The 16,124-nt window shown below is 71.3% G+C and carries 15 protein-coding genes; 6 read left to right on the top strand and 9 right to left on the bottom strand.

Annotated elements, in window-relative coordinates; genetic code table 11:
- Positions 1 to 87: 87 nt before the first annotated feature.
- Complete coding sequence (uvrA, locus tag ACIRST_RS23075) at positions 88 to 3,000, bottom strand: excinuclease ABC subunit UvrA (RefSeq protein ID WP_350521397.1); 2,913 nt, start codon at positions 2,998 to 3,000, stop codon at positions 88 to 90.
- A gap of 280 nt (positions 3,001 to 3,280) precedes the next feature.
- Here uvrA and ACIRST_RS23070 point away from each other — a divergent pair, with 280 nt between their 5' ends.
- Positions 3,281 to 4,015 carry a maleylpyruvate isomerase family mycothiol-dependent enzyme gene (locus tag ACIRST_RS23070; protein WP_350521398.1) on the top strand — a complete coding sequence of 245 codons (735 nt, stop codon included), beginning with the start codon at positions 3,281 to 3,283 and terminating at the stop codon, positions 4,013 to 4,015.
- Positions 4,016 to 4,075: 60 nt separating this feature from the next.
- Complete coding sequence (locus tag ACIRST_RS23065) at positions 4,076 to 4,729, top strand: MBL fold metallo-hydrolase (RefSeq protein ID WP_350521399.1); 654 nt, start codon at positions 4,076 to 4,078, stop codon at positions 4,727 to 4,729.
- 97 nt (positions 4,730 to 4,826) lie between these two features.
- Here the strand turns inward: ACIRST_RS23065 and ACIRST_RS23060 are convergent, their stop codons facing one another.
- From ACIRST_RS23060 to zapE, 6 genes are all read right to left on the bottom strand, one after another.
- Positions 4,827 to 5,822, bottom strand: coding sequence for a TerC family protein (locus ACIRST_RS23060; RefSeq protein ID WP_402804007.1), 996 nt, complete (start codon positions 5,820 to 5,822; stop codon positions 4,827 to 4,829).
- 227 nt (positions 5,823 to 6,049) lie between these two features.
- Positions 6,050 to 6,628 carry a TerD family protein gene (locus tag ACIRST_RS23055; protein ID WP_350521404.1) on the bottom strand — a complete coding sequence of 193 codons (579 nt, stop codon included), beginning with the start codon at positions 6,626 to 6,628 and terminating at the stop codon, positions 6,050 to 6,052.
- A gap of 249 nt (positions 6,629 to 6,877) precedes the next feature.
- Complete coding sequence (uvrB, locus tag ACIRST_RS23050) at positions 6,878 to 8,968, bottom strand: excinuclease ABC subunit UvrB (RefSeq protein ID WP_402804005.1); 2,091 nt, start codon at positions 8,966 to 8,968, stop codon at positions 6,878 to 6,880.
- 44 nt (positions 8,969 to 9,012) lie between these two features.
- Entirely contained in the window at positions 9,013 to 9,321 is a 309-nt protein-coding gene (locus ACIRST_RS23045) for a helix-turn-helix domain-containing protein (RefSeq protein ID WP_396546974.1), read from the bottom strand.
- Positions 9,318 to 9,695 (bottom strand): type II toxin-antitoxin system RelE/ParE family toxin, encoded by a 378-nt coding sequence (locus tag ACIRST_RS23040; protein WP_402804003.1) that lies wholly within the window; start codon positions 9,693 to 9,695, stop codon positions 9,318 to 9,320. The genes ACIRST_RS23045 and ACIRST_RS23040 overlap by 4 nt, the downstream gene beginning before the upstream one ends.
- Before the next feature lie 60 nt (positions 9,696 to 9,755).
- A complete protein-coding gene (zapE, locus tag ACIRST_RS23035) occupies positions 9,756 to 10,799 on the bottom strand; it encodes a cell division protein ZapE (RefSeq protein ID WP_350521523.1) in 1,044 nt (347 codons plus the stop codon).
- A gap of 113 nt (positions 10,800 to 10,912) precedes the next feature.
- Between zapE and ACIRST_RS23030 the strand changes: the two genes are divergently transcribed.
- The 4 genes from ACIRST_RS23030 to msrB all read left to right on the top strand — a co-directional run bounded on the left by ACIRST_RS23030 (position 10,913) and on the right by msrB (position 14,224).
- The gene (locus ACIRST_RS23030; RefSeq protein WP_350521406.1) at positions 10,913 to 11,683 is read left to right on the top strand and encodes a pyrimidine reductase family protein; all 771 of its coding nucleotides are present in this window, start codon (positions 10,913 to 10,915) and stop codon (positions 11,681 to 11,683) included.
- A gap of 73 nt (positions 11,684 to 11,756) precedes the next feature.
- Complete coding sequence (locus ACIRST_RS23025; RefSeq protein ID WP_350521407.1) at positions 11,757 to 12,218, top strand: indole-3-glycerol phosphate synthase; 462 nt, start codon at positions 11,757 to 11,759, stop codon at positions 12,216 to 12,218.
- 131 nt (positions 12,219 to 12,349) lie between these two features.
- Positions 12,350 to 13,780: a UDP-N-acetylmuramate--L-alanine ligase gene (gene murC, locus ACIRST_RS23020; protein WP_402804001.1), complete on the top strand. Its 1,431-nt coding sequence runs from the start codon at positions 12,350 to 12,352 to the stop codon at positions 13,778 to 13,780.
- Positions 13,781 to 13,819: 39 nt separating this feature from the next.
- On the top strand, positions 13,820 to 14,224 hold the full coding sequence (gene msrB, locus ACIRST_RS23015) for a peptide-methionine (R)-S-oxide reductase MsrB (protein WP_350521408.1): 405 nt from the start codon (positions 13,820 to 13,822) through the stop codon (positions 14,222 to 14,224).
- 141 nt (positions 14,225 to 14,365) lie between these two features.
- On the opposite strand, the gene ACIRST_RS23010 is transcribed toward msrB, so the two are convergent.
- Together ACIRST_RS23010 and ACIRST_RS23005 are read right to left on the bottom strand one after the other, a co-directional pair.
- Positions 14,366 to 15,559: a cytochrome P450 gene (locus ACIRST_RS23010; protein WP_402803999.1), complete on the bottom strand. Its 1,194-nt coding sequence runs from the start codon at positions 15,557 to 15,559 to the stop codon at positions 14,366 to 14,368.
- On the bottom strand, positions 15,556 to 16,116 hold the full coding sequence (locus ACIRST_RS23005) for an ATP/GTP-binding protein (protein WP_350521525.1): 561 nt from the start codon (positions 16,114 to 16,116) through the stop codon (positions 15,556 to 15,558). Before ACIRST_RS23005 ends, ACIRST_RS23010 begins: the two co-directional genes overlap by 4 nt.
- Positions 16,117 to 16,124: the final 8 nt, after the last annotated feature.

Here is a 16,124-nt window from a genome sequence, read left to right as displayed (position 1 = left end):
GGACCACGGAAGTCTATGCCGCACGCGCCCCGCCGCTCCCGGGCCTCCCACTGTTCGGGCGGTCCGGGAGCGGCGGTACGGGCGTGGTTACTTCTTCGCCGCGGCGCGCTTGCGCGGTGCCGCCTTCTTCGCCGCCGCGGCGACCGGGGCGTCCGCGAAGTCGCTCGGCAGGATGTCCCGCAGGAACTTGCCGGTGTGGCTCTCCGGGACGGCGGCGATCTGCTCGGGGGTGCCCTCGGCGACGACCGTGCCGCCGCCGGAGCCGCCCTCGGGACCCATGTCGACGACCCAGTCGGCGGTCTTGATCACATCGAGGTTGTGCTCGATGACGATCACCGTGTTGCCCTTGTCGACCAGCCCGCTGAGCACCTTGATCAGCTTGCTGATGTCCTCGAAGTGCAGACCGGTGGTCGGCTCGTCCAGCACGTACACCGTCCGCCCGGTGGAGCGCTTCTGCAGCTCCGAGGCGAGCTTGACGCGCTGCGCCTCGCCGCCGGAGAGGGTGGGCGCGGACTGGCCGAGCCGGACGTAGCCGAGGCCGACGTCGTTGAGCGTCCTGAGGTGCCGGGCGATCGCCGGGACGGCCTCGAAGAAGGCCAGCGCCTCCTCGATCGGCATGTCCAGCACCTCGGCGATGGACTTGCCCTTGTAGTGCACCTCCAGCGTCTCCCGGTTGTACCGGGCGCCGTGGCAGACCTCGCACGGGACGTAGACGTCCGGCAGGAAGTTCATCTCGATCTTGATCGTGCCGTCGCCCGAGCAGTTCTCGCAGCGACCGCCCTTGACGTTGAACGAGAACCGGCCCGGCAGGTAGCCGCGGACCTTGGCCTCCTGGGTCTCCGCGAAGAGCCGGCGGACGTGGTCGAACACCCCGGTGTAGGTGGCCGGGTTGGAGCGCGGCGTGCGGCCGATCGGCGACTGGTCGACGTGCACCACCTTGTCCACCTGGTCGGTGCCGGTGATCCGGGTGTGCCGGCCGGGCACGCTGCGGGCGCCGTTCAGCTCCCGGGCGAGGTGGGTGTAGAGGATGTCGTTGACCAGCGTCGACTTGCCGGAGCCGGAGACCCCGGTGATCGCGGTGAAGGTGCCGAGCGGGAAGCCGACCGTGACGTCCTTGAGGTTGTGCTCGCGCGCACCGTGGACGGTCAACTGCCGCTTCTTGTCCCGCTCGCGGCGGGAGTCCGGGATCGGGATGGACCGCTTGCCCGAGAGGTACTGGCCGGTCAGCGACTCCTTGTTGCCGAGCAGCTGCTTCAGCGAACCGGAGTGCACCACCTTGCCGCCGTGCTCGCCCGCGCCCGGGCCGATGTCGACCACCCAGTCCGCGGTCTTGATGGTGTCCTCGTCGTGCTCGACCACGATCAGGGTGTTGCCGATGTCGCGCAGCCGCACCAGCGTCTCGATCAGCCGGTGGTTGTCCCGCTGGTGCAGGCCGATGGACGGCTCGTCCAGCACGTAGAGCACGCCGACCAGGCCGGAACCGATCTGGGTGGCCAGCCGGATGCGCTGGGCCTCGCCGCCGGACAGGGTGCCGGCCGCGCGGTCGAGCGAGAGGTAGTCCAGGCCGACGTCGACCAGGAAGCGCAGCCGCTCGTTGACCTCCTTGAGGACCCGCTCGGCGATCTGCTTGTCCCGGGCGTTGAGCTTCATCGCGCCCAGGAACTCGGCGCAGTCGCTGATCGACATCGAGGAGACGTCGGCGATCGACCTGTCCTCGACGGTGACCGCGAGCACCACCGGCTTGAGCCGGGTGCCCCGGCACGTCGGGCAGGGCACCTCGCGCATGTAGCCCTCGAAGCGCTCGCGGCTGCTGTCGCTCTCCGCCTCGGTGTGCCGGCGCTGGATGAACGGGACGGCGCCCTCGAAGCCGGTGCTGTACGAGCGCTCGCGGCCGAAGCGGTTGCGGTAGCGGACCTGCACCTGGTGCTTGTGCCCGTACAGCAGCGCCTTCTTGGCGCGGGCGGGCAGCCCGGCCCACGGGATGTCGGTGCGGAAGCCGAGCTCCTCGGCGAGCGCGTCGATCAGGCGCTGGAAGTACTCCTTGGCGTGCCCGGCCGACCACGGGTGGATCGCGCCCTCGTCCAGCGAGCGCTCCGGGTCCGGTACGACCAGCTCCGGGTCGACCTCCATCCGGTTGCCCAGGCCCGAGCAGTCCGGGCAGGCGCCGAACGGCGAGTTGAAGGAGAACGAGCGCGGCTCCAGCTCCTCGAACGACACGTCGTCGTACGGGCAGTAGAGGTGCTCGGAGTACATCCGCTCGCGCTCCGGGTCGTCCTCGGGGAGGTCGACGAAGTCGAGCACGACCATGCCGCCGGACAGCCGCAGGGCCGTCTCCACCGAGTCGGTGAGCCGCCGCTTGGCGCTCTCCTTGACGGTGAGGCGGTCGATGACCACCTCGACGGTGTGCTTCTCCTGCTTCTTCAGCTTCGGCGGCTCGGCGAGCTGGATCGTCTCGCCGTCGACGCGGGCGCGGGAGTAGCCCTTGGACTGGAGGTCGGCGAAGAGGTCGACGAACTCGCCCTTGCGCTCGCGCACCACCGGGCTGAGCACCTGGAACCGGGTGCCCTCGGCGAGCTCCAGCACCTTGTCCACGATCGCCTGCGGCGACTGCTTGGCGATCGGGCGGCCGCAGTGCGGACAGTGGGGCTTGCCGATCCGGGCGAACAGCAGGCGCAGGTAGTCGTAGACCTCGGTGATGGTGCCGACGGTCGAACGGGGGTTGCGGTTGGTGGACTTCTGGTCGATCGAGACGGCCGGGGAGAGGCCTTCGATGAAGTCCACGTCGGGCTTGTCCATCTGCCCGAGGAACTGACGGGCGTAGGACGACAGCGACTCGACGTACCGGCGCTGGCCCTCGGCGAAGATCGTGTCGAAGGCGAGCGAGGACTTGCCGGAGCCGGAGAGGCCCGTGAAGACGATGAGGGAGTCGCGGGGCAGGTCGAGCGAGACGTTCTTGAGGTTGTGCTCGCGAGCACCGCGGACGATGAGGCGGTCGGCCACTGCTTCTGGCGCCTTTCTCCGGGGCGAGACGGCTTGCGGTGAGATTCGGTACTTCTTCCAGGATGCGGCAGCCAGCCTATAGCTCAGACGTTCGAATCTCGACTCTGTCCAGTGGAGACCACCCGAACGAGTGAGGGCGGGGCCGGGACGGTCCGTACCCACACCGTGCGCGTACCGAAAAACTCCCTGCTCAGGGCCCGGATCCGGCGGTAGCGTCGACTGGTCAACGAGCGAAGCCCCCTGCGGGCAACGCGCAGTCTCCCGACAGAAGGCAGATTCGATGACCGACCCGCAGTCCGCCGCCGCCTCCGCCGCCGCCTGGCTCGGCCAGGTCGAGGAGAGCACCCAGCGCCTGCTGCAGACCGTCTCCGGGCTGGAGCCCGGGGCCGTCGCCGAACCCTCCGCGCTCCCCGGCTGGACCCGTGGCCACGTGCTGGCCCACCTCGCCCGCAACGCCGACTCCCTGGTCAACCTGCTGACCGGCGCCCGCACCGGCGCCGACATCCCGCAGTACGTCAGCAACGAGGCCCGTGACCAGGACATCGAGCGCGACGCGCCCCGCCCGCTGGAGGTCCACCTCGCCGACCTGCGCGAGTCGCACGCCCGCTTCACCGAGGCCGCCGCGCTGCTGACCCCGCAGGCCTGGACGGCAGAGGTGAAGCACCGCTCCGGCTACGTCTTCCCGGCCTCCGACATCCCGCACAAGCGCCTGCTGGAGGTCGAGTACCACCACGTCGACCTGGCCGCCGGCCACGGCCCGGGCGACTGGCCGCAGGAGTTCGCCGTCGAGGAGTTCCACCGGCTCGTGGAGAAGCTCCACGGCCCCGGCCTGCCACTCGTCGAGGTGCGCGCCGAGGACACCGGGAGCTTCGGCCTGATCGGCACCGGCACCCCCGCGCTGACCGTCGAGGGCCCGCAGCGCGCTCTGACCGCCTGGCTCTCCGGCCGCTCCGACGGCGCCGGCCTGCGCCGCACCCCCGACACCGCCCTCCCCCCGCTTCCCCCGATGGGCTGACGGCGCGAGGATGATCCTGAACCCTGTTGGCGGGTCCGGACTAGGACGAGGAGCGGACGGATGACGTACCACGGAGCGGTCAAGGTCGGCGGGCCGCCGGACGTACGGGAACTGGCCCACCTGATCATCACCAAGGTGGCCGTCGGCCCGTACGACAACAACGCCTACCTGCTGCGCTGCCGGGCCACCGACGAGCAGCTGCTGATCGACGCCGCCGCGGACGCCCCGGTGCTGCTGGAGACCGTCGGCGACGAGCTGGAGACCGTGGTCACCACCCACCGGCACCACGACCACTGGGCCGCGCTGGCCGAGGTGGTCGCCACCACCGGCGCCCGCACCGCCGCCGGCGAGCAGGACGCCGAGGGCATCGACGTGCCCACCGAGCTGCGGCTCGCGGACGGCGAGCGGCTGCGGGTCGGCGACGTCGAGCTCACCGTCCGGCACCTGGTCGGGCACACCCCCGGCGCCATCGTGCTGATCTACGACGACCCGCAGGGCCACCCGCACGTCTTCACCGGCGACTGCCTCTTCCCCGGCGGCGTCGGCAACACCTGGGGTGACCCGGAGGCCTTCAAGAGCCTCTTCCGGGACGTCAACGAGAAGATCTTCGACGCCCTGCCGGACGAGGCCTGGGTCTACCCCGGCCACGGCAACGACACCACCCTCGGCGCCGAACGCCCGCACCTCGACGAGTGGCGCGAGCGCGGCTGGTAGCGGCTTCCGGGCCGGTCGGCGCAGGTCGGCGCCCACAGAACTGAGCCCCGCCGCCGGATCGCATCCGGCGACGGGGCCCCGACTCGTTCGGTGTCGGTCAGGCGTCGAGCTTCGCGGGCTCGGCCTGCTCGGCGCGCTCGGCCGGTTCGGCCTTCTTCGAGGCGCGCAGGCTGGTGAAGGTGGTGACGGCCAGCACCACCACGATGAAGCCCAGCGAGAACGGGATGCCGATCTCCGGGGCCCACGTCGCGCCCGCCTCGTGCGCGGCGTGCAGCACCAGCTTCACGCCGATGAAGCCGAGGATCACCGACAGGCCGTAGCTCAGGTGCACCAGCTTCTTCAGCAGGCCGCCGATCAGGAAGTACAGCTGGCGCAGACCCATCAGGGCGAAGGCGTTGGCGGTGAAGACGATGTACGGGTCCTGGGTGAGGCCGAAGATGGCCGGGATCGAGTCCAGCGCGAACAGGACGTCCGTCGTGCCGATCGCCAGCATGACGATCAGCATCGGGGTGATCAGGCGGCGGCCGTGCTCACGGACCAGGAGCCTGGTGCCGCGGTAGCCGTCGGTCGACGGGAAGCGCCGGGTGATCGACTTGAGCAGGCGGTTCTCCTCGAACTCCTCGTCCTCCTCCTCGGCCCGCGCCTCCTTGATCAGCTTCCAGGCGGTCCAGATCAGGAAGGCACCGAAGACGAAGAACACCCAGGAGAACTGGGTGACCAGTGCGGCGCCGCCGGCGATGAACGCCGCGCGGAGCACCAGCGCGATGATCACACCGAACATCAGCACGCGCTGCTGGTAGATCCTCGGCACCGCGAACTTGCCCATGATCAGGATGAACACGAAGAGGTTGTCGACGCTGAGCGACTTCTCGGTGATGTAACCGGCGAAGAACTCACCCGCCGGCTGCCCGCCGGAGTGCCACCACAGGAAGCCGCCGAACAGCAGCGCCAGCACGACCCAGACGGCCGTCCAGATCCCGGCCTCCTTGATCGAGACCTCGTGCGGCTTGCGGCCGCCGATGAAGAAATCGGCCACGACGAGTGCGATCAGCACACCGATCGTGGTGGCCCACATGGTTACGGAAACGTCCATTACTGCTCCTCCGGCAGCTAGGCGAGACAGGTCGTCACTGCCGGAGGTCTCTTCCGCCCATCGGGCCAGCGCCCCGGGATGCCGCGACGGGCACCCGTGATGACGGGGTCGGCTGTCGAGGAATACTCCCCTCCGCTGCCATCGAGAGTAACAGGACGGGCAAAGAAAGGTAAAGAAGGTAAAGACCCGTCAGGAACGACGACCCGGGATGACCGCCGGGGGCGGCGTCAGAGGAACGGCTCGATCGCCGGCAGCAGGTCCTGGAACGTGCGCCCCTTCGCCGGGGCACCGATCGCCTGCATCTCCCAGCCGCCGTTGCCGTCCCGGACCACCTTGGCCATGATCTGCCCGGTGTGCGGCCCGCCGCCCGCCAGCTCGTACCGGGCCAGCTCCAGCCCGGTGGTCTCGTCCACCAGCCGGCAGTGCGCCCGCTGCACCTCGGCGAAGGTCTGCCCGGTGTACGAGCTCACCGTGAACACCACCTGGGTGATGTGCGCGGGCACGTGCATCAGGTCGACCAGGATCGCTTCGTCGTCCTCGTGGCCCGAGCCGCCCTGCAGGTTGTCCCCGGTGTGCCGGACGGAGCCGTCGTTGCTCTCCAGGTGCTGGAAGAACACCACGTCGGACGGGGTCCGCTCGGCGTACAGCAGCGCCGAGGCGTCCAGGTCGATCGTCCTGGTACGACTGCCGAACAGGCCCCGCTTGGGGGCGGCCTGCCAGCCGAGGCCCATCCGGACCACGGTCAGGGCGCCGCCCTGCCCCTTCTGGAGGCTGACCCGCTGCCCCTTGGCAAGGTTCACCGACACGACGTTGTCCTCTCTGCCGGCCACGCGGTCACTGCCGCCCGGCTCCCCTGGAACACCCCGTCGCCGTCCCCCGGCTGAGGCCCCCTCTGCATACGGCCCGCGCCCGTCCAATGAGCGCGATGCCGCAGGCCAGCCTAGGCCCTGCGACACCCCCGCCTCCTCAGGGTTTCCCCGTTTGTGGCAAGGCTGAGACACCGCCGGGCTTGACCGGTGCCATTCCGGCCAAGCCCGGGCGCCCCGGTCGGGCGGCTACGCCACGCCGGCCTCGCGCATCTGCCGCAGCTCCTTCTTCAGCTCCTTGACCTCGTCGCGCAGCCGGGCCGCGACCTCGAACTGCAGGTCGGCGGCGGCCGTGTGCATCCGGTCGGTCATCTCCTGGATGAGGTCCGCCAGCTCGGCCGCCGGCAGGGACTTGGCGGGCTTGCGCTCCGCGCCCAGCGCCGGCACCGGGGCCTTGCCCTTCCCCGGGCTGCGGTAGCCGGTGGACAGCAGCTCGTCGGTGTCCACGTCCTCCCGGGCGAGGGTGTCCAGGATGTCGCCGATCTTCTTCCGCAGCGGCTGCGGATCGATCCCGTGCTTCTTGTTGTAGGCCTGCTGCACGGCCCGGCGGCGGTTGGTCTCGTCGATGGCCTTCTCCATCGCCGCGGTGATCCTGTCCGCGTACATGTGGACCTGACCGGAGACGTTGCGGGCCGCGCGGCCGATCGTCTGGATCAGGGAGGTGCCGGAGCGCAGGAAGCCCTCCTTGTCCGCGTCCAGGATCGCCACCAGCGAGACCTCGGGCAGGTCCAGGCCCTCGCGCAGCAGGTTGATGCCGACCAGCACGTCGAAGCGGCCCGCCCGCAGCTCGCGCAGCAGCTCCACCCGGCGCAGGGTGTCCACGTCGCTGTGCAGGTACCGGACCCGGATGTCCAGGCCGAGCATGTAGTCGGTGAGGTCCTCGGCCATCTTCTTGGTCAGCGTGGTGACCAGCACGCGCTCGTCCCGCTCGACCCGCGTGCGGACCTCGTGCACCAGGTCGTCGATCTGGCCCTCGGTCGGCTTGACGATCACCTCGGGGTCGATCAGGCCGGTCGGGCGGATGATCTGCTCGACCTGGCCGTCGCCCCGCGACAGTTCGTACTGGCCGGGCGTCGCCGACAGGTACACCGTCTGGCCGACCCGCCCCAGGAACTCCTCCCACTTCAGCGGGCGGTTGTCCATCGCGGACGGCAGCCGGAAGCCGTGCTCGACCAGCGTGCGCTTGCGCGAGGCGTCGCCCTCGTACATCGCGCCGATCTGCGGGACGGTCACGTGCGACTCGTCGATGACGAGGAGGAAGTCCTCCGGGAAGTAGTCGAGCAGGGTGTTCGGCGGGGAGCCGGGCTCGCGGCCGTCGAAGTGCATCGAGTAGTTCTCGACGCCCGAGCAGGTGCCGATCTGGCGCAGCATCTCGATGTCGTAGGTGGTGCGCATCCGCAGCCGCTGGGCCTCCAGCAGCTTGCCCTGCTTCTCCATCCGGGCGAGCGTCTGCTCCAGCTCCTGCTCGATGCCGGTGATCGCGCGCTCCATGCGCTCGGGGCCGGCCACGTAGTGCGAGGCGGGGAAGACGTAGACCGAGTCGTCCTGGCTGATGATCTCGCCGGTGAGCGGGTGCAGTGTGTAGAGCGCCTCGATCTCGTCGCCGAACATCTCGATCCGGACGGCGAGCTCCTCGTAGACCGGGAAGATCTCGATGGTGTCGCCGCGCACCCGGAAGGTGCCTCGGGTGAAGGCGACGTCGTTGCGGGCGTACTGGATGTCCACGAAGCGGCGCAGCAGGTCGTCCCGGTCGATCTCCTGGCCGACCTTGAGCGGCACCATCCGGTCCACGTACTCCTGCGGGGTGCCGAGGCCGTAGATGCAGGAGACGGACGCGACCACGATCACGTCCCGGCGGGTGAGCAGCGAGTTGGTCGCCGAGTGGCGCAGCCGCTCGACCTCCTCGTTGATCGAGGAGTCCTTCTCGATGTAGGTGTCCGTCTGCGGGACGTACGCCTCGGGCTGGTAGTAGTCGTAGTACGAGACGAAGTACTCGACCGCGTTGTTCGGCAGCAGCTCGCGGAACTCGTTCGCCAGCTGCGCGGCCAGCGTCTTGTTCGGCGCCATCACCAGGGTGGGCCGCTGCAGCTTCTCGATCATCCAGGCCGTGGTGGCCGACTTGCCGGTGCCGGTGGCACCGAGCAGCACGACGTCCTTCTCCCCTCCCCTGATCCGCCGCTCCAGCTCGGCGATCGCCGCCGGCTGGTCACCGTTCGGTTGGAAGGGACTGACGACCTCGAAGGGCGCCACGGACCGCTCAATACTCGTGATGGGACGCACGACTCCACCGTACGACCCACCACTGACAGCCGGGGGTGCTTCGGTCAGGCCGCGTGCGCCTCGAACCTTATGGCGGGCTCTCGGGCGGGGTCGATGCGGACGACCGAGTCGAAGGCGGCGGCGAGGCGCTCGATCAGCGGCAGCGTCGGATCGATGCCGCTTTCCTCGATGCTCTCGACCGTCTCCTCGTCCAGCCCGGCCCGCTGGGCGAGCTGGGCCGGGCTCCAGCCCAGGGCGGACCGGCGGACGTACACGGCCTCGGCCAGCGCCATCCGCCGCCCGGCCGCCCGGTACTCCTCGCTCTCACGGTGCTCCGGGGGCACGACCCACCGCGTGTGATAGCCGCTGCTCACCGCTGCTCCTCCCGGTCGTACACCTCGTGGTCGGCTGCGGGCCGGTGCTCGGCCTCGCACACCTTCTGGGCTCGCCGTGCCCGCTCGACCTGGTCCGTTTCGCGGTTCCTAGTCTTGCGGAAGACCGTCAGCAGCACAGCTCTCCGCCCGGGTGCGAGCCAGTATGTGATCCGCACCGGGCCGACCCGCAGTTCCCGCAGACCACCGCCGAGGTGGCTGGAGAGCGGGAACGGCAGGAGCTCGCCGTCCTCCGCCAGTCGGTCCGCGGCGCGCTCGGCCGCACGGTATTCGGGGAGCGGGCACTGACGCAGCCACTCGCGCACCTCGGGCTCGATCTCGACCGAGTAGCCCGCTCCGGGCCCGCCACCGGTCATGCGCCCCCCTTCGCTCCGCAAGGAGCAACGCGTGACGGGGGCCGGGGTTACGGGCGGGGCCTACTTGGCGCTGTCGCGGGCCAGGGCGACGAGGCGGGAGATCGCGCGCAGGTACTTCTTGCGGTAGCCGCCGCGGAGCATGTCCTCGGGGAAGACCCGGTCGAAGGGGATCCCGGAGGCGGTGACGGGCAGTTCGCGGTCGTACATGCGGTCGGCCAGGACGACCAGGCGCAGGGCGGTGGACTGGTCGTCGACCTGGTGCACGCCGCGCAGGCAGACCGCAGTGACGTCGTCCAGCAGCGCGCCGTAGCGGCTGGGGTGGACGGCGGAGAGGTGGGCGAGCAGGGCGTCGAAGTCGTCCAGCGAGGCACCGGGGGTGCGGGCGGCGGCGGCCTCGACGGCCTCGTCGGAGTACGGCGGCGGGGCGTCGGGCAGGCCGCGGTGGCGGTAGTCCTGGCCGTCGATCCGCAGCGGGCGGAAGTGCGCGGACAGGCCCTGGATCTCGCGCAGGAAGTCGGCGGCGGCGAAGCGGCCCTCGCCCAGCTTCTCGGGCAGGGTGTTCGAGGTGGCGCACAGCTTGACGCCGTTGTCGACCAGGCGGCCGAGCAGGGTGGAGACCAGCACGGTGTCGCCCGGGTCGTCCAGCTCGAACTCGTCGATGCAGAGCAGCGTGTGCCCGGAGAGGGTCTGCACGGCCTGCTGGAAGCCGAGCGCGCCGACCAGGTTGGTCAGCTCGACGAAGGTGCCGAAGGCCTTCGGCCCGGGGGCGGAGTGCCACAGCGAGGCGAGCAGGTGGGTCTTGCCGACGCCGTAGCCTCCGTCGAGGTAGACGCCGGCCGGGCCGGTGGGCGCGGGGGCGGAGCGGCGGAACCAGCTGCGCTTGGGTGCGGAACCGTTTCCTCCCGCGAGGGTGGCCGCGAACTGCTCCAGGACCTGGACGGCCTCGTACTGGCTGGGCTGGCTCTGGTCCGGGATGTACGACCCGAAGCTCACCTCGGCGAACCGGGGCGGCGGGACCATCTCGGCGACCAGCCGCTCGGCGGGCACGACGGGACGGCGGTCGGTGAGCGCGATCGGGGAGCCGGCCGCGCTCGCGGTGGCTATGGACTCGGTCGCGGTGTCGGGGCGGGAGGCTGCGGGCACATCAGTAGAGGGTACGCCTGGTCCCGGTGGCCTCCGAACCGCCTCCGGACGACCTGCGGTGGAACACTGAGGGCATGCAACAGTTGATCAGCCCGCTGGGTGAGCCGGTCGCCGATCCGGCCGCACTGGAGTCGCTCGCCGCCGTGTACGCGTACCCCGAACAGGTGAATCGGGGCCGCCCCTGGCTGCGCGCCAACATGGTGGCCGGCCTGGACGGCGGGGCACGGCTCGACGGCCTGTCCGAGGGGCTCTCCGGCGACGCCGACAAGCGGATCTTCGGGGTGCTGCGGGCGCTGTCGGACGTGGTGCTGGTGGGCGCGGAGACGGTCCGCGCGGAGGGCTACCGGCCGGCCCGGGCCCGCAGGGAGTTCGCGGCGGCCCGGGCCGCGGCCGGACAGGCCCCGGCGCCGGTGATCGCGATCGTGACGCGCTCGCTGGAGCTGGACCTGACCGCGCCGCTGTTCACGGAACCGCTGGTCAGGACGGTGGTCATCACCACCGAGGACGCCCCCGAGGAGCGCCGCCGGGCGGCCGCCGAGGTGGCCGACGTGGTACTCGCCGGCACCGGCTCGGTGGACCTGCGGGCGGGCGTGGCCGCGCTGGCCGAGCGGGGCTGGACCCGGCTGCTCACCGAGGGCGGCCCGCGCCTGCTGGGGCAGCTCGCGGCGGCGGACCTGCTGGACGAGCTGTGCCTGTCGCTCGCCCCGCTGCTCACCGGCGGCGACGCGCCGCGCATCCTCCGCGATGCGGAAATGCCTGACGTGCAGCGGATGCGGCTGGTCTCATTGATCGAGCAGAAAGGATTCCTCTTCACCCGCTACCTGCGTCACCTGGGTTCGGAATGACCCCGTGACCCCCCGCTCGTGATCCCGTTATGCGATGCCGGGGCCCGGGGGCCGGCCACTGGAAGGGACTCACGTGTTCAAGACGGTACTGATGATCGAAAAGGCTCTCTCGGACGCGGACGTGGAACTCGTCACCACGCTCCACAGCGACGAGAAGGTCTCCTTCGTCGTCCTGATGCAGCCGCGCGGCAAGCAGGACGAACTGCTGCGGGCGCTCGACGACGTGGCCCTCGGCCACCTCGACAAGGTGAGGCACGAGCACGACGAGTCCGAGAGCGGGCCGACCGTGGCCACCGAGTCGCTGGAGCACAGCCTGCGCCACCTGCGCGCGGCCGGGGCCGAGGCGGTGGGCGAGCTGGTCGAGGACAAGCCCCTGGAACGGCTGCGCGCGGTCGTCGAGGAGCACCGGGCGGACGAGGTGGTGGTGCTCACCTCACCGCACTTCGTGGAGGAGTTCTTCCACCGCGACTGGGCCTCGCAGGCCCGGCACAAGGTGGGGGTCCCGGTGCTGAGGCTGTTCGCCAGCGACTCCTAGCTGCGGGCGCCGGTGGTGCAGAATCGTCCTTGCGGTCCGCCCGCGAGGACGGTTCCCACGTCGGCTCCCACGCCGACGGGTGCCGAGCCGTCCGCCCGACCTGTCTGCCCCCGCCCGTACGGAGCCACGCCTTGAACGACGCCGCGCACGACCTGCACGCCCCGCACTTCATCGGCATCGGCGGCGCCGGGATGTCCGGCCTGGCGAAGATCCTCGCAGTGCGCGGTGCCAGCGTCTCCGGCAGCGACTCCAAGGAGTCCGAGACCGTCCTCGCGCTGCGCGCCCTCGGCGCCACCGTGCACGTCGGCCACGCCGCCGAGCACGTGCCGGACGGCACCAGCAGCGTGGTCGTCTCCAGCGCGATCCGCGCCGACAACCCGGAGCTGGCCGCCGCCCGCGAGCGCGGCATCCCGGTGGTGCACCGCTCCGACGCGCTGGCCGCGCTGATGGGCGGCCGCCGCGCGCTCGCGGTGGCCGGCACCCACGGCAAGACCACCACCACCAGCATGCTCGCCGTCGCCCTCGGCGAACTGGGCCTCGACCCGTCCTACGCGATCGGCGGCGACCTCGACGCGCCCGGCTCCAACGCCCACCACGGCACGGGGGAGATCTTCGTCGCCGAGGCCGACGAGAGCGACCGCAGCTTCCACAAGTACGCGCCCGAGGTGGCGATCGTGCTCAACGTGGAACTGGACCACCACGCCAACTACGCCTCGATCGACGAGATCTACGAGTCCTTCGAGACCTTCGTCGGCCGGATCGTCCCCGGCGGCACCCTGGTGGTCTCCGCCGACCACGACGGCGCCCGCGAGCTGACCTCCCGGGTGGCCGGCCGCGAGGGCCTGAACGTGGTCACCGTCGGCTCCGCCGAGGACGCCGACGTCCGGGTGCTCTCGGTGGTCGCCCGCGGCATGACCAGCGAGGTCACCGTCCTGCTGGACGGCACCGAGCTGACCTTCACCGTGTCGGTGCCCGGCCGCCACTACGCCCACAACGCCGTCGCCGCGCTGGCCGCCGGCGTCGCGCTGGACGTCCCGGCCGCCGACCTGGCCAAGGCGCTCGGCGCCTACACCGGCGTGCGCCGCCGCCTGCAGCTCAAGGGCGAGGCCGCCGGCGTCCAGGTGATCGACTCCTACGCCCACCACCCGACCGAGATGACCGCCGACCTGGAGGCGATCCGCGAGGGCCTGGACGGCGAGGGCCGGGTGCTGGTGGTCTTCCAGCCGCACCTGTTCAGCCGCACCCAGCAGCTCGCCGAGGAGATGGGCCAGGCCCTGGCGCTGGCCGACGCCTCCGTGGTGCTGGACATCTACCCGGCCCGCGAGGACCCGATCCCCGGCGTGACCAGCGAGCTGATCATCGACGCCGCCCGCCGGGCCGGCGCCGAGGTCACCGCCGAGCACTCCTTCGCCGCCGCCCCCGCCGTGCTGGCCGGCCTCGCCCGCCCGGGCGACCTGCTGCTCACCATGGGCGCGGGCGACGTCACCAACCTCGGGCCGGCCGTCCTCGACTATCTTGAGAGGGGCCTGGAGCACCTCGCGAACGTTGCTTCCAACGTCTGACGTACGTCCGTCCGACATCCACCGCGAACGGGAGCCGTGATGAGCTACGAGATCGAGAAGTCCGAGGCCGAGTGGCGTGCCGAGCTCAGCCCCGAGGAGTACCACGTGCTCCGCGAGGCGGGCACCGAGCGGCCGTTCACCGGTGAGTACACCGACACCAAGACGGTCGGCGTCTACGGCTGCCGGGCCTGCGGCGCGGAGCTGTTCAGCTCCGAGACCAAGTTCGACAGCCACTGCGGCTGGCCGTCGTACTACGCGCCGCTGGCCGAGGACCGGGTCCAGTACATCGAGGACACCACGCTCGGCATGCGCCGGGTCGAGGTGCGGTGCGCGCGCTGCGGCGGGCACCTCGGGCACGTCTTCGAGGGCGAGGGCTACGGCACGCCGACCGACCAGCGCTACTGCATCAACAGCGTCTCGCTGACGCTGCGGCCGGCCGAGTAGGCCGCGCGGCGAGGAGGCCCGGACACCCTGCGGCGGTGTCCGGGCCTCCGTGCTGTCCGCGGCCTCCAGGGCGTCCGCGGCGTCCGGGGCGTCCGGGGCCTCGTACCGCCGGGCCGTCGTACCCGGCGGGCCCTGCGGGCGCTACCCGGCGACCGGCTCGAAGCGGACCGGCAGGTGCACCAGGGCGCGGTGGAACGGACCCGGACGCCAGAGCAACTCCTCGGCGGGGGTGGCCAGTTCGAGGTCGCTGAGGCGGCTGCCCAGCTGCTCGATCGCGGTGATCGCGATCAGCAGGGCGGGGTCGCGGGCCGGACAGGCGTGCGGGCCGGCCGCCCAGGCCAGGTGGGCGCTCTCGCCGCTGCGCAGCCCGCCGCCGTCGGTGGGCGGTGCGGCCTGGGAGTTGGCGGCCGCGTAGGAGACCAGCAGGAGGGTGCCGGCCTTGATCTCACGGCCGTGGAACACGATGTCGTAGCGCGGGTAGTGCGCGGAGAGGTTGGCCAGCGGCGGCTCGTGCCAGAGCACCTCGTCGATCGCCTGGTGGGCGGTCATCGCGCCGCCGAACAGCGAGCCGGCGTAGCGGGCGTCGGTGAGCAGGCGCAGCAGGGCGTTGCCGATCAGGTTGGTGGTCGGCTCGTGCCCGGCGATCATGGTCAGGCTGATCTGCCGGATCGCCTCGTCGTCGTCCAGCCCGCGCGGGTGGGTGACGAACCAGGAGGCGAGGTCGTGCCGGGGGCGCTCGCGGCGTTCGGCGACCATGGCGGTGACCACCGCGAGGAGCTTCCCGTACGCGGCGCCCGCCTGCGCGGTGCCCTCGATCAGCCCGGTGATCGCGGCGACCACCTCGGCGTGCTGCGCCTCCGGCACGCCGAACCAGGTGGTGAGCACGGAGGCGGGCACCTGGCGGGCGTACTCGGCGATCAGGTCGGCGCGGCCGACCGCGGCGAAGCGGTCGATCAGCCGGTGGGCGGTCTCGGCGACCTGGCGCTGGAGCCGGTGCGGTTCGAACAGCGCGAGGGCGTCGGTGATCACCGCGCGGTAGCGCGCGTGCGTCTCGCCGTCGCTGAACAGGGCGGTCGGGCGGTAGCCGAGCACCGGCAGCAGCGGGGAGTCCGGCGGGACGGTCCGCTGCCAGGCCCGGGAGTCCTTGGAGAAGGTGTCGCTGTCGCGCAGCAGGTCCAGCGCGGCCTGGTAGTCGGTGACGAGCAGGGCCTCGACGCCGGGCGCGATCTCCACCGGGGCGACCGGGCCGTGCCGGCGCAGCCGCTCGTAGACGAGTTGTGGGTCGGCGGCGAAGACCGGGCCGTGGATCGGGATCGGGCGGGTCTCGACGGTCACGGGCACTCCTGGGTGACGGTGGAGGCGGTGGGCAGGGCGTCGAGGACGTGCTCGGCCAGCGCGATCAGCGCGTCCAGGCTGCCCTCGCGTTCGCGGGCGTCGCAGAGCAGGAGGGGGGTCGCGGGGTGCAGGTCCAGGTGGGCGCGGAGCACCTCGACCGGGTGGGCCGGCGCGTCCGGGAAGCAGTTGACCGCGACGGCGTACGGCAGGCCCTGCTCCTCGACCATGTCCATGATCTCGAAGGAGTCGGCCAGCCGGCGGGTGTCGGCGAGCACCAGCGCGCCCAGGGCGCCGCGGGCGATGTCCTGCCAGAGCGGGAAGAAGCGGCGCTGGCCGGGGGTGCCGAACATGTAGAGCACGACGTTGCCGGGCAGGGTGAGCCGGCCGAAGTCCACGGCGACGGTGGTGGTGGTCTTCTCGGGCAGGCCGGCCAGGTCGTCCACCGGGCGTCCGGTCTCGGTCATCGCCTCCTCGGTGTGCAGGGTGGCGATCTCGGAGAGGGTGCGGATGAGGGTGGTCTTGCCGACGCCGAAGGGGCCGGCGACCACCAGCTTCATCAGCGTCT

The sequence above is a fragment of the Kitasatospora sp. NPDC101447 genome, assembly GCF_044767225.1.
Lineage (GTDB): Bacteria > Actinomycetota > Actinomycetes > Streptomycetales > Streptomycetaceae > Kitasatospora.
Note: the sequence above shows the minus strand (reverse complement) of the source record. Positions and strands in the feature narration are given on the sequence as shown.